Source organism: Streptomyces sp. NPDC094032 (genome assembly GCF_040303965.1).
Taxonomy (GTDB): domain Bacteria; phylum Actinomycetota; class Actinomycetes; order Streptomycetales; family Streptomycetaceae; genus Streptomyces.
Genome location: NZ_JBEOUE010000042.1, coordinates 1 through 13,122 on the forward strand (window position 1 = coordinate 1; position 13,122 = coordinate 13,122).

Sequence of the window (13,122 nt, forward strand, 5' to 3'; positions counted from 1 at the left end):
TTCTGTATTACTGTCGTGTGCTCTTCCGATCTGGTGTCCGGACGTGGCGGCGCCCGGAACGAGCGAAGCGAAGTGGAGGTCGCAGTCCGGACACCCCCACCCCCGCGCCGGCCCCCGCACCACCCCCGCAGCCGGACCCACCCCACGCCCAGACCCCCCAGGACCTCCCGACCACCGGCTGGGACGCCGTACGAAGGGCCCGCGAGAGGGACCGCCCCCGGTCCGGGGCATACCTGGACCACTACTTCGAGGTGCGGGCGCAGATCAGCGGGGACCGCGCCGGAGGCGTGGACCCGGGCATCGAGTGCGGCTTCGGAATCCACGAGGGCCAGACAGTGGCGTACGCGGCCCAGAACGGCACACCGACCCGCCCGGCCGGCTTCCGGACGGCGGCGCGCCTGGTGCGCCTCGCAGGAAGACTGAACATCCCCGTCCTCACCCTGATCGACACCCCCGGCGCCGCCAACGACGCCGAGGCCGAACGGGCGGGCGCGGGCCCGGCCATCGCGGAGGCGTTCACGGCCCTGGCGGAGGCCCGCACACCCATCACGTCGCTCCTCGTCGGCGAGGGCGGATCGGGCGGCGCCCTGGCGCTGGCGGCCCCCGGGAACACCTGGGCGGCGCCCGGCAGCTACTTCTCGGTGATCGCCCCCGAACTGGCCGCGCAGATCCTCAAGCGCCCGCAGGACCGCGTCCCCGAGACGGCGGACCAACTACGGCTGCGCCCCCAGGACCTGGTGGACCTCGGCATAGTGCGCGGAATCATCGAGACGACCTAGCCGCCCCGACCAGCAAGAAGCCCCCTCCGCGTAGGAGGGGGCTCCAAGCCGTTGCGGGGGACGGATCAGCCGTTGTCGCCCGTGCAGAGGCTGAAGTCACCACAGACGACCACGGTGTGGTCCACCACGGTGGTGTCCACCACGGTCACCACGGTGGTGTCGCCCTCGTCCTCGTCGCCGTACCCGTGGGCGAAGGCCGTGCCCGAACCCGAGAGGACGACGGCGGCGGCCAGGGCGGCCGTGGCGATGAACTTGCGCATGAAAACCTCCTGAGGAGCGGAGTTGCTCGACCGGAGCCTCTCCAGGGCATAGGCCCACGGCAAGCGCCGCGCCCTGATCGCCGCGCGGAATGACCCGTTCGGGCGGCGCATTCGCTACTTCACGCCCACCGCCCGGATGATCTCCTGCCGCACCGACCCGCCCCGGTCATCACTGGCACCGGCACGCAGCGAAACAGACTTGGCCCCGACCGGAACACGCAGCTCACCACGGGACGACCGATCGAGCACGACCGTGCCCCAGCTCACCCCCTCGTCGTACGAGACTTCGAGCGAGCCGCCACCGATCCGCCCGGTCCCGGCCGCACCCGCCACGTACTGGGCGGAGATCCGCACGGGAACCCGCGCCCCGGCCCGGACATCGCCGACGAGGTCGGTGTCGAGGTCGAAGCCGAGGTTGATCAGCGGCAGGCGGGTGATCCGGTCGGACGGGGTCTCGGCCGACCGGAAGGTCCACTCGGCGTGCCCCTTGGTGCCGAGCCGCCAGCGCGCCGGATCGAGGGCGGTGTCGGTGACGACCTTGTACGTGGCCTCCTCGGCCGGGGAGTCCCAGGCGTAGGCGCCGGAGCTCTTCCGCCGGTCGACGCGGACCCCGTTGACGTACACCTCGGTGTACTGCGTCATGGAGTCGTCGCTCCACACGTTGCCGAAGCCGGTGTGGTCGGGCCCCGAGTCCCCCCAGCCGGGCGTGTTGAACCGCAGGTCGTTCCCACTGCGCTCCTGACCCCAGCCGAGCCCGGTGCCGAGCCACGGGTGCCAGACCGGCTTGAACCATTCCAGCTCGTTCGAGCTGCCACCCCGGTAGACGGAGAGCCCGCCGCGCTGCTCCAGGGAGTCGCCGAGGTCGACGGACTCGTGCCAGCGCTGGCCGGGCCCGGTGGAGACGTACTCGGTGCGCTCGGCCGGGAAGGCGATCCACTCCTTGAAGCCGAAACCGATCCGGAAGGTATCGGTGACGGAGTAACGGAACTCACCACCGAGCTCTTTCTTGGCGGTCGGCATGTGGAAGGTCGACCGAACGGTGGCAAGTTCCCCACGTCCGGGCCGGAACACGAGGTCACCGTCGATGGCGCCAGGGTGCCCCTCGGAAAGGTCATAGACATACGGCGTGAACCGGGTCCCCGTCAGATCGACCACAGTGCCGCGCGCGGCAGCGGTAGCAAGCCGCCCGGCGTCGGCCGCGTTCACGGTGGCGACGGAGAGCGCCCGGTCCTCATAGTCGGCGGTGCCGAACCAGGCCATCAGACGCCCCGGCCGATCGTCGGTGACGAACAGCACCTTCGCACCAGCGTCCTGCGCGGTCTGGGCGAGCGCGACGGCGTCGGCCCCCTCGGTGCGCCGGACCAGAACGGCCTTACCGGTGACGTCCTTGCCCGCGTACTCGCCGGCGGTGCCGGTGCCCGCGTCGACCACGGCGAGCCGGTGCCGCCCCTCCAGGAGGGTGGCGCCGGGCTGCGCGACGACCTCGGAGAGCCGACCGCCGGCAGCCTTCGCCTCCAGCAGCGGCTTGCCGAGCCGCCAGACCGTCCGGTACTCGAAGCTGCCGGTGGCGGGCTTGACGGTGGGCGCAGCGAAGACCGAGTCGTACATCACGGGGACGAGGACGGCGCCACCATAGGAGGCCCCGTTGGCCTGCCGATCGAACTCCATCAGAAGCTGCCGGGTCTCGGTACGCCGGTCGACCTCGGCGCGGATCTCACGCAGCCGCCGCCCGTCGAGGGTGACCTCACGGTCGCGGTCGAGCACGATCTCGGGCTCGGTGAGGAACCCGAGGCCGAGCGAGTCCTTCCCATGGGCGCCGCGCACGTCGAGGAAGGTGTCAACGGTGTACGTCCCCGGCTTCAGGCGCAGTTGGAGCGTGCCGGACTCACCGACGGCCGCCGGGAACGGATCGGTGCCGGCGGCGAGCCGCTGCACGCCGAGGCGGGCGGGGACGGGGGCGCCGTCGCGGTCCTTGACGTGGACGGTGAGGGTGTAGCGCTCCTCTTCCTTGACGAGGCCGAGCGCGGTGTGGGCGACGGCGGCGCCGTCCGCGCTCGCGAGGATCCGGCCGGAGCTGACACCGACGGGAGCCTTGGCGCCGTCACCGGTGACAGTGGTGGCGGCGGTGCCATGGGCGGGGACGGTGAGCGCGGTGTCGGCGAGAACGGCGGCGCCCTCGGGCATCCCCTCGACGGCCAGGTCCAACCGGACCGGCGCATCACCGGAATTGGCGTACGTGACGGTCTTCGTCACGGGCTTGTTCTCCTCGTACGGCCAGGAGGAGAAACCCAGATCGGCGGAACCGGTCGCGGTGACGTTCGCGGAGATCGCGGCGCCGACGTCGACGCGCCCCGCGCCGAGGTCGTAGGCGGAGTCGGCGAGCGTCCGGGAGCTGGACATGAGGGCGTTCTTGAGCTGGGCGCCGCTCCAGTCGGGATGCCGCTCGGCGAGCAGCGCGGCGACGCCCGCGACGTGCGGGGTCGCCATCGACGTACCGCTCATGGAGGTGTAGAGGCCGCTGCCCGCGACGAGTTGGGAGCGGGCGGCGAGGATGCCGACGCCGGGGGCGGAGAGGTCGGGCTTGAGGCCCTGGTCGCCGTAGCGGGGCCCCTTGCTGGTGAAGTAGGCGGCCTCGTCGCGGGAGTCGACGGCGCCGACGGTGAGCGCGGAGTCGGCCGCGCCGGGCGAGCCGATGGAGCCGGGGGCGCCGGAGTTGCCCGCGGCGACGACGAAGAGCGCGCCGGTCTCGGCGGACAGCGAGTTCACGGCCTGCGCCATGGGGTCGGTGCCGTCACTCGGCTCGCTGGACCCCAGGCTCATCGACACGATCTTCGCGTCGATGTCCCGGGCGGCCCACTCCATGCCGGCGATGATCTGCGACTCGGTGCCGGAGCCCTGGTCGCTGAGGACCTTGCCGACGGCGAGGGTGGCGCCGGGAGCGACGCCCTGCTCCTTGCCGGCGGAGCCCGCGCCGCTGCCGCCGACGGTGGAGGCGACGTGGGTGCCGTGCCCGTTGCGGTCGGCGACCTCCTGGCCCTCGATGAAGGACCGGGTCTCGGTCACGCGTCCGGCGAGGTCGGGGTGGCCGGCGTCGACGCCGGTGTCGAGGACGGCGACCTTGACGCCCTTGCCGGTGAGCCCGGCCTCCCACGCCTTGGGGCTGCCGATCTGGGCGTTGGAGTCGGCCATGGCGGCGGTCACCCGGGCGTCCAGCCAGATCTTGGCGGGAGCGGCGGACCGGCGGGCGGCGGGCGCGGTGAACTCGCGCCAGAACGCGCCCGGTTCGGTGACGGTGACGGCAGCTCCGCCGATGCTGGGCAGGGCGCGGACGGTCTCGGTGCCGCGCGGGGCGACGGCGGCGGCCCGGGCGCCGCGGGCGCCTCCGTACGTGACGATCAGCGGCAGCTCGCCGGTGATGCCCTGCTCGACGAGGCCGGTGACGTCGAAGAGGCGCCGGTCGAGGACCCCGGCGTCCAGGTAGGGCCGGGCCTCGTCGGGTATGACGGTGACCCTGCCGTTCGCGGTCTCGGTGCGGACGGCTCCGGTGGCGCCCTTCGCCCGCTCGACGGTGACGGTGCCGCGCCCTTCGCCGAGTCCGGTGAGGGTGACGCGGTCGCCGGTGACGAGGGTGACGGTGGTGGAGGCGGAGGCCGCCCCCGCGCTCCTGAAGGTGTCCGGCACGGCGGATTCCGCCGCTCCCGCGGGCGCCTGGCCGACCGTGAGCAGCACCAGGGAGAGCCCGGCGGCGAGCAGGCCGGCTGCCCTTCCTCGTGCGGAAGGTCTGATCACGACACACTCCTCGGCGCCCGGGGGAAGGGGTGGTTCCGGGCGTCGCGAGGAGTCTGTTCCGTGGGGCGGGAGTTGATCCGTGTGGCGGCTGGCGGCTATGTGCCGTGGCGGTCAACCGCCAGTACGGGCAGCGGTGTTGACGGTACGGTCACGGGGCCGGGTGCTCCGCGTCGTACCGCCGGAAGCCCTTCGCGTACAGGGCGAGGATCCCGATCGCGAGGACACAGGCGAGGCCGCCGCCGGTGATGGCCACGGCCGGGGAGGTGAGATCGGCGACGGATCCCGCGAGGAAGTCACCGAGCCGGGGCCCGCCCGCGACGACCACGATGAACACGCCTTGCAGCCGTCCCCGCATCTCGTCCGGGGCCGCGACCTGGAGCATCGTGTTGCGGAAGATCATCGAGACGGTGTCGGAGTACCCGGCGACGGCGAGCAGGGCCAGCCCGAGCCAGAGGTTCCGGGTGAGCCCGAAGGCGGCGATGGCGGTGCCCCAGGCGGCCACGGAGAGCAGGATCGCCTGCCCGTGGTGGCGGATCCGGCCCTGCCAGCCGGACAGCACCCCGCCGAGCAGCGCGCCGAACGCCGGTGCGGCGACCAGGAGTCCGGTGGTCTTCGCGTCCCCGCCGAACCAGAGGACGGCGACGGCCGGGAAGAGCGCGCGCGGATGGGCGAGGATCATCGCGCAGAAGTCGGAGAAGAACGTCATCCGCAGATTGGGCCGGGTGGCGAGGAAGCGCAGCCCGTCGAGGACGGAGGCCCTCTTGGCACCGGTCCGCTCGGGCAGCATCGACGGCAGCCGCCCCATCGCGTAGAGCGAGGCCGAGAAGGCGAGGACGTCGATGGTGTACGCGGCCTGGTAGCCGTACAGGCCGACGATGAGGCCGCCGAGGCTGGGCCCGACGAGCGTCCCGAAGGTGGTGGTCATCGCGTTGAGCGCGTTGGCGGCGCGCAGCTGCTCGGGGGGCAGCAGTCGCGGGATCATCGAGCTGCGGGCGGGCGAGTTGAGCGCGGCGCAGACGGCCTGGAGGGAGACGATCCCGTACAGGAACCAGACCTGCTCGAACCCGGCGAAGGCGGCCGCGGCGAGCGCGGCGGACAGGACCGCCGAGCCGCCGGCGCTGGCCAGGCCCAGCTTGCGCCGGTCGACGGTGTCGGCGACGGCCCCGCCGTAAAGGCCGAAGATCACGAGCGGGACGAGCGAGAAGAGCCCGACGAGGCCGACCGAGAACGGCGAGCGGGTGATGTCGTAGACCTGGAGCGAGATGGCCAGGGTCGTCATGCCCTGGCCGACCCAGGTGACGGCGTTGCCGAACCAGAGCCGGCGGTAGTGGACGGAGGTGCGCAGCGGGGTCAGATCGGCGAAGACCCTGCGCTTCTCGGCGCCCGTCTCCTGAGTGGCGGTCACGCGGCGTCGGCCGCGATGTCGTACCGGAGCTCGGGGCGCGCCCAGTGGATGCGCCCGCTGGGCGGGACGGTGCCGGTGCGGCGGGCACCGGTGCGCAGGTAGAAGTCCTCGGAGGGCGGATGCGAGACGACCTTGACGGACGTGAGCCCGGCGGTCCGCGCCTCCTGGATCATGTGCTCGACGAGCAGCCGCCCGATGCCGAGGCCCTGTGCCTCGTCGGCGACGAAGGCCAGGTCGAGCTCGGCGTCGTCGAGGATCAGCGCGTAGAAGCCGAGCACCTTGCCGTCTACGTCGCCGTCGCCGTCACCCCCGCCCTCGACGGCGACGTAGACAGGGTGGTGCTCGATGTACGAGCCGCCCACCTGGTAGCCGTCGACCATGGCGGCGTAGTCGCCCCGGTAGGCGCCTGACCTACGGACGATCCGGGTGAGGCGCTTGGCGTCGTCGGCTGTGGCGCGTCTGAGGGTGACCATGCGGCGAGTATAGGACCGACTTTGAAGTTGGCTCCTTACATTCTCGTGAAGGGCCGGTAGCGGGTGCCGCTCACCCACAGGCGGCGAGGCCGTCCGGGTCGACGCCGTCGAGCCGGGCGGTCAACGCGTTCAGACGGTCGCGCAGCTCGACGAACTCGGCCAGGTCCAGCCCGGTCGCGGCGGCGATCCGGCGCGGCACCCCGAGCGCCCGCCCGCGCAGCGCGGCCCCGTCGCCGGTGACCCGCACGGTGACGGAGCGCTCGTCCTCCGGGCTGCGCCGCCGCTCGACGTAACCGGCCGCCTCCAGCCGCTTGAGCAGCGGGGACAGGGTCCCGGAGTCGAGCCGGAGCCGCTCGCCGATGCCCTTGACGGGCAGCTCGCCGTGCTCCCAGAGGACGAGCATCACCAGGTACTGGGGGTAGGTGAGCCCGAGCTCCTTGAGCGCGCCCCGGTAGACGCCGTTGAAGGCGCGGGTGGCGGCGTGCAGAGAGAAGCAGATCTGGTTGTCGAGCCGGAGGAATTCCTCGTCGGCGGCTGCGTCGGTGGTGCGTCCGTCCATGGGGCCAAGGGTACGGGAGACCCGCGTCACACACCATTAAGTTGTGCACAACTGAATAGCGCGCTACAAATATCTAAGGAGCCCGGCACCTGGCGGGCGAACCGACCGCAACCGGAACCGGAAGAGGACCCCCCATGGACGCGATCTACACCGCCGTCGCCACCGCCAACGGCCGCGAGGGCCGCGCCGTCAGCTCCGACGGCCACCTGGACCTCCCCCTCGCCCACCCGACGGCGCTCGGCGGCAACGGCCAGGGCACCAACCCGGAGCAACTCTTCGCCGCCGGCTACGCGGCCTGCTTCGCGAGCGCGATGGGCGTGGTGGCCCGCCAGGAGAAGATCGACATCGCGGACGCCTCCATCACGGCGGAGGTCTCCATCGGCAAGGACGCGTCCGACGGCGGCTTCGGCCTGGCGGTCGTGATGCGCGCGGAGTTCCCGGACCACCTGCAGGGAGAGGCGGGCGCGGCCCTCCTGGAGAAGACCCACGCCTTCTGCCCGTACTCGAAGGCGACGCGCGGAAACATCACGGTCGAGCTGGTCGTCGAGTAGGACGGAGCACCGAGGCCCACCCGGCCCTGTTCGCAACTGAACGCCCCCTGTGCGCTTTTCGCGCACCGGGGGCGTTCGTGCGTGAGGGTTCCTGTTGGGACACGGGGGATTCGCCTGCCGTACGGCGGGCAGTCATGGGACGGCCGCCGGGCGGTGGTCCGGAGGCGCTCTCCTTGGGGCGCTCCGCCACCGGCCCGCCGGCCGGCACCTCCACCCCCACCCACCCTCGCCCTCGGAGGACCACTCCCCCATGACCGACCTGAATCGCCGCCGCTTCCTGCAACTGGCGGGCGGCACCGCCGCGTTCACCATGCTGTCCGACAGCATCGCCCGCGCCGCCTCCATACCGGCGCAGGGCTCGACCGGCACCATCCAGGACATCGAGCACATCGTCGTCCTGATGCAGGAGAATCGTTCCTTCGACCACTATTTCGGTGCGATGAAGGGCGTACGGGGCTTCGGCGACCCGCGCCCGGTGACACTGCCCAGCGGGAAGTCCGTCTGGAACCAGTCGGACGGCAGCAAGGTGACGCTCCCGTTCCGGCCGACCAGCGACAAGCTGGGCATGGAGTACCTCCAGGGCCTCAACCACGACTGGCAGGGCGGCCAGAGCGCCTTCAACAAGGGCAAGTACGACAACTGGATCCCGGCCAAGACCAAGGCCACGATGGCCCACCTCACCCGCGAGGACATCCCGTTCCACTACGCGCTCGCGGACGCCTTCACGATCTGCGACGCGTACCACTGTTCGTTCATCGGCGCGACGGACCCCAACCGCTACTACATGTGGACGGGCTACGTCGGCAACGACGGCACGGGCGGCGGCCCCGTCCTCAACAACGCCGAGGCGGGCTACGGCTGGACGACCTACCCCGAGCGCCTGGAGGCGGCGGGCATCTCGTGGAAGATCTACCAGGACATCGGCGACGGCCTGAACGCGGCCGGCTCGTGGGGCTGGATCAACGACGCCTTCCGCGGCAACTACGGCGACAACTCCCTCCTCTACTTCAACACCTACCGCAACGCGCAGCCGGGCAACCCGCTCTTCGACAAGGCCCGCACCGGCACGGACGCGAAGGCGGGCGAGGGCTACTTCGACAGACTGCGCGCCGACGTCCAGTCCGGCAGCCTCCCGCAGATCTCCTGGATCGCCGCCCCCGAGGCCTTCTCCGAGCACGCCAACTGGCCCTCGAACTACGGCGCCTGGTACATCTCGCAGGTCCTGGACGCGCTAACCTCGAACCCGGACGTGTGGGCGAAGACGGCCCTGTTCATCACGTACGACGAGAACGACGGCTTCTTCGACCACGTGGTCCCGCCGTACGCCCCGGGCTCGGCGTCGCAAGGCCTCTCGACGACCACGACCACCCTGGACTACTTCGGCGGCAAGACGGGCTACGTGGCCGGCCCCTACGGCCTGGGCCCGCGCGTCCCGATGCTGGTCGTCTCCCCCTGGTCCACGGGCGGCTACACCTGCTCGGAGACCTTCGACCACACGTCGATCATCCGCTTCATGGAGTCCCGCTTCGGCGTCCAGGAACCCCACATCACCCCGTGGCGCCGCGCGGTCTGCGGCGACCTGACGGCGGCCTTCGACTTCACCCGCACCCAGACCGCCCCGGTCACGCTCCCGTCCACCGCCGGCTACTACCCGCCGGACAAGAACCGCCACTCCGACTTCCTGGCCACCGCCCCGGCCGTCGGCACGATGCCCCGCCAGGAACCGGGCGGCAAGCCCACCCGCCCCCTCAAGTACGCCCCGTACGTGGACGGCACGGCGGACGTGTCGGCCGGCACGTACCGCCTGACCTTCAGCGGCGGCCCGACGGCGGGCGCCCAGTTCTACGTGACGTCGGCGAACCGCACGGACGCCCCCTGGACGTACACGACGGAAGCGGCCAAGTCCCTCTCGGACACGTGGAACACGAAGTACTCCAAGACCCTCACCGACCTCACGGTCCACGGCCCGAACGGCTTCCTCCGCCGCTTCCGCTCCCCCGGCAAGACGGCAGTCACGGAGGTCACGGCCCGCCACAACCCCACGACGGGCAACCTGGACCTGACCCTGACGAACCCGACGCCGACGGACACGACCCTCACAATCACCAACGCCTACGCGGGCACTCCGCAGACGGTGACGGTCCCGAAGAACGCGACGGTCACCCGCACCGTCGACCTGACGTCATCCTCCCGCTGGTACGACGTGACGATCACAACCACGTCCACCACGGACTACCTCCGCCGCCTGGCCGGCCACGTGGAAACGGGCACGACGGGCGTCTCGGACCCGGGCATCCTGACGTACTGAGCCCTTCGTCCCGGCTCCCCCCATGGGCGGGAGCCGGGACGTCCCTCGGCCGCGACCCCGACCCCGTAGGGTGTGTCGCCGTGAGCGAATGGCAGATATCCGACGAGGCGGGTGGCGTGCTCGCCGCGCGCTGGTGGCAGTGGGCGTTGTCGGCGCCCGACGAGGTCAGCCCGGTCGCCGACGAGACCGGGGAGCACGCGGGGTGGCGGCAGCCGGAGGACGTCTGGTTCCTCGCGGGGACCTACGGGGGGAAGGTCGTGCGGCGGTGCGAGCTGCCGGCCGGGCGGCGGGTGTTCTTCCCCGTCCTCAACGTGCAGCACACCAAGCTGTTCTCACGGAAGCCCCTGACCCTCGACGTGTCCCAGGCGACGGCGCACCTCAACGGCGTCCCGCTCCCGCTGGAGGAGTTCATCGCGCCGCCGTTCCGGGTGGGGCTGCGGATGCATCTCGCCTGGGGGCTCTGGACGGGGCTCGCGCCGCTGGTGCCGGGGCAGTACGTGCTTGAGATCAAGGCGTCGACGACGGAGGGCTTCTGGGTCGACACGACCTATCACCTGGACGCCGTCAGCGGCTGAGGCTCGGATCCGTACGTACATTCGGGGGATCCTCGGCGTGTCGCTCTTGTGACGCGTATCACCGGGGTGCACCGTAGTCCGTGGACGCAGGGCCGAAGGCAAAACCTTCCTGCGTCCACGGCAGCGGTGGGGCGGGTGGGACTCGAACCCACGGCCGACGGATTATGAGTCCGCTGCTCTAACCGGCTGAGCTACCGCCCCGAACACCACGGCGCGTACAAGTGTGCGCGCCGTCTGCCGCAGCATAGCCGCTCATACGATCTCCTGCTCCGGATGGTCGGCCATGCTCGATCTAGAGGACATCAGGGGCGCGGCGGCGGTTCCCGGGGAAACGAAAAAGGACCCCGAAGGGTCCTCTTCCGCTCTGCTCCCCCGACTGGACTCGAACCAGTAACCCTCCGGTTAACAGCCGAATGCTCTGCCAATTGAGCTACAGGGGATCGCGCTCCCCCGACTGGACTCGAACCAGTAACCTGCCGGTTAACAGCCGGCTGCTCTGCCAATTGAGCTACAGGGGATTGCTGCGTTGCGACGAACGGATCCACCTCCGGCCTAACCGGGGGGCGGTCGCTCGCTGCGAGACATAGATTAGCGCAAGCAGGGGGGTGCTCCGCCAATCGGTATCCCCAGGGCGCTCCAGGAAGGGTCACAGGCGTGCGGTACAAGCTGATCTTCGTCGCGGGACTGGCCGTCGGGTTCGTGCTCGGGACCCGCGCCGGGCGCGAGCAGTACGAGCGGATGAAGAAGTCCGCGCAGTCCTTCGCCCAGAGCCCGGCCGTGCGCAACGCGGCCGAGTCCGCCGCCCAGACCGGGCGCGAAGTGGCCGGGAAGGCGATGCACGCGGTCGGCGACCAGGCCCAGAGGATCCGGTCGCGGCGCGACCACAACGGGCTGTTCGCCGAGACCGAGGCGGACGAGTGGGGCACCAGCAACACCTAGAATCACGTGCCATGGGGATAGTCGCCGGAATCGACAGCTCTTCGGACTCCACGCGCATCGTCGTGTGCGACGCGGACACGGGCGCCGTGCTGCGGCAGGGCCATGCCGCGCACCCTCTCGAACCCAAGGCCGCCGACGTCGATCCGCAGGCCTGGCTGCTCTCCCTCGGCGAGGCCGCGACCGGCGGTCTCCTCGAAGGCGTCGAGGCCATCGGGGTCGCCGCCCAGCAGCACGGCCTCGTCCCGCTCGACCCGCAGGGCGCCCTGGTGCGGCCCGCGCTCGTCGGCAACGACAAGCGGGCCCAGGTCGCCGCCGCCGACCTCGTGGAGGGACTGGGCGGCCGTTCCGCCTGGTCCGAGGCCGTCGGGCTCGTCCCGCACTCCGGGCTCCCCCTCGCCAAGCTGCGCTGGCTGGCCCGCACCGAGCCCGAGCACGCCCAGCGCGTCGCGATGATCCTCCAGCCGCACGACTGGCTGGTCTGGCAGCTCCTCGGCCGCCCCGCGCGCCGCACCACCGACCGCGGCGCCGCCTCCGCCACCGGCTACTGGTCCGCCCGCGGCGCGACCTACCGCCCCGACCTCGTCGAGCTGGCCCTCGGGCACCAGGCCGTGCTGCCGGAGGTGCTCGGCCCCGCCGAGGCCGCCGGGACCACCCCCGAGGGGCTCCTCATCTCCGCCGGTACCGGAGAGACGATGGCCGCCGCCCTCGGGCTCGGGCTCGGCCCCGGCGACGCCGTGGTCTCCCTCGGCGCCTCCGGCTCCGTCATGGCCGTCCACCACGAGGCCCTCGCCGACCCGGACGGCGCGATCACCTCCTTCGCCGACGCCACCGGCATGCACCTGCCCGTCGTGCACACCTCGAACGCCGTACGGGCGCTGCGCGGGACCGCCGAGATGATCGGCGTCGAGTCGCTCGACGAGCTCTCCGCCCTCGCGCTCACCTCCACCCCCGGCTCGTCCGGGCTCGTACTCCTCCCGTACCTGGAGGGCGAGCGCACCCCGAGCCTGCCGCACACCGCCGGCACCCTCTCCGGGCTGCGCCGCGAGTCCATGAAGCCCGAGCACCTGGCCCGGGCCGCCTTCGAGGGGATGCTCTGCTCCCTCGCCGACGCCATGGACGTGCTCCGCGGCCGGGGCGTCGAGGTACGCCGGGTCTTCCTGCTCGGCGCGGCGGCGGGCCTGCCCGCCGTCCAGGCCATCGCGCCCTCGCTCTTCGGCGCCCAGGTCGTCGTCCCCCAGCCGGCCGACTACGCGGCGCTCGGCGCGGCCCGGCAGGCCGCCTGGGCGCTCGGGGTCTCCCGGGGCACCCTCGCCCCCTCCGCTCCCCCGGCCTGGCAGGGCGCCGCCGCCCAGGTGTTCGAGCCCGGCGAGGAGCTGGCCGTGGGCCAGGCCGTACGCCAGCAGTACGTGGCGACCCGCGAGCAGATCCATCCCGGGGCGTTCGTTTCGTAAAGACTTCACCAGGCCTGCGGCGCGGCTCCAAAA

The 13,122-nt window shown here is 71.7% G+C and carries 11 protein-coding genes and 3 tRNA genes; 6 read left to right on the forward strand and 8 right to left on the reverse strand.

All coding sequences use genetic code 11. The features are described from left to right. Positions 1–779, forward strand: a 779-nt coding sequence (locus ABTZ54_RS33995; RefSeq protein ID WP_502997364.1) for a carboxyl transferase domain-containing protein, incomplete at its 5' end; no start/stop codon positions are given. 65 nt (positions 780–844) lie between these two features. Here ABTZ54_RS33995 and ABTZ54_RS34000 read toward each other — a convergent pair. The 5 genes from ABTZ54_RS34000 to ABTZ54_RS34020 form a co-directional block, all read right to left on the reverse strand. Next, positions 845–1,039, reverse strand: coding sequence for a hypothetical protein (locus tag ABTZ54_RS34000; RefSeq protein ID WP_351671236.1), 195 nt, complete (start codon positions 1,037–1,039; stop codon positions 845–847). Between the two features lie 114 nt (positions 1,040–1,153). Further along, positions 1,154–4,828 carry a S8 family serine peptidase gene (locus ABTZ54_RS34005; RefSeq protein WP_351671239.1) on the reverse strand — a complete coding sequence of 1,225 codons (3,675 nt, stop codon included), beginning with the start codon at positions 4,826–4,828 and terminating at the stop codon, positions 1,154–1,156. Positions 4,829–4,976: 148 nt separating this feature from the next. After that, positions 4,977–6,233 carry an MFS transporter gene (locus ABTZ54_RS34010; protein ID WP_351671242.1) on the reverse strand — a complete coding sequence of 419 codons (1,257 nt, stop codon included), beginning with the start codon at positions 6,231–6,233 and terminating at the stop codon, positions 4,977–4,979. Further along, positions 6,230–6,706 (reverse strand): GNAT family N-acetyltransferase, encoded by a 477-nt coding sequence (locus tag ABTZ54_RS34015; RefSeq protein WP_351671245.1) that lies wholly within the window; start codon positions 6,704–6,706, stop codon positions 6,230–6,232. Before ABTZ54_RS34015 ends, ABTZ54_RS34010 begins: the two co-directional genes overlap by 4 nt. A gap of 70 nt (positions 6,707–6,776) precedes the next feature. Next, positions 6,777–7,265, reverse strand: a complete 489-nt coding sequence (locus ABTZ54_RS34020) for a MarR family winged helix-turn-helix transcriptional regulator (RefSeq protein WP_351671248.1) — start codon at positions 7,263–7,265, stop codon at positions 6,777–6,779. 134 nt (positions 7,266–7,399) lie between these two features. Between ABTZ54_RS34020 and ABTZ54_RS34025 the strand changes: the two genes are divergently transcribed. The 3 genes from ABTZ54_RS34025 to ABTZ54_RS34035 all read left to right on the forward strand — a co-directional run bounded on the left by ABTZ54_RS34025 (position 7,400) and on the right by ABTZ54_RS34035 (position 10,699). Beyond that, positions 7,400–7,816: an organic hydroperoxide resistance protein gene (locus ABTZ54_RS34025; RefSeq protein ID WP_351671251.1), complete on the forward strand. Its 417-nt coding sequence runs from the start codon at positions 7,400–7,402 to the stop codon at positions 7,814–7,816. Between the two features lie 250 nt (positions 7,817–8,066). Further along, the gene (locus ABTZ54_RS34030; RefSeq protein ID WP_351671254.1) at positions 8,067–10,124 is read left to right on the forward strand and encodes a phosphocholine-specific phospholipase C; all 2,058 of its coding nucleotides are present in this window, start codon (positions 8,067–8,069) and stop codon (positions 10,122–10,124) included. 80 nt (positions 10,125–10,204) lie between these two features. Further along, positions 10,205–10,699 (forward strand): hypothetical protein, encoded by a 495-nt coding sequence (locus ABTZ54_RS34035; protein WP_351671257.1) that lies wholly within the window; start codon positions 10,205–10,207, stop codon positions 10,697–10,699. Between the two features lie 127 nt (positions 10,700–10,826). On the opposite strand, the gene ABTZ54_RS34040 is transcribed toward ABTZ54_RS34035, so the two are convergent. The 3 genes from ABTZ54_RS34040 to ABTZ54_RS34050 all read right to left on the reverse strand — a co-directional run bounded on the left by ABTZ54_RS34040 (position 10,827) and on the right by ABTZ54_RS34050 (position 11,217). Next, positions 10,827–10,900, reverse strand: a tRNA-Ile gene (locus tag ABTZ54_RS34040). Positions 10,901–11,066: 166 nt separating this feature from the next. Then, a tRNA-Asn gene (locus ABTZ54_RS34045) sits at positions 11,067–11,139 on the reverse strand. Between the two features lie 5 nt (positions 11,140–11,144). Further along, positions 11,145–11,217: transfer RNA gene (locus ABTZ54_RS34050), tRNA-Asn, on the reverse strand. A 136-nt stretch (positions 11,218–11,353) separates the two neighbouring features. Between ABTZ54_RS34050 and ABTZ54_RS34055 the strand changes: the two genes are divergently transcribed. Then, positions 11,354–11,638 carry a YtxH domain-containing protein gene (locus ABTZ54_RS34055; protein ID WP_351671260.1) on the forward strand — a complete coding sequence of 95 codons (285 nt, stop codon included), beginning with the start codon at positions 11,354–11,356 and terminating at the stop codon, positions 11,636–11,638. Between the two features lie 11 nt (positions 11,639–11,649). Next, the gene (locus ABTZ54_RS34060; protein WP_351671263.1) at positions 11,650–13,089 is read left to right on the forward strand and encodes an FGGY family carbohydrate kinase; all 1,440 of its coding nucleotides are present in this window, start codon (positions 11,650–11,652) and stop codon (positions 13,087–13,089) included. The last annotated feature ends 33 nt before the right edge of the window (positions 13,090–13,122 follow it).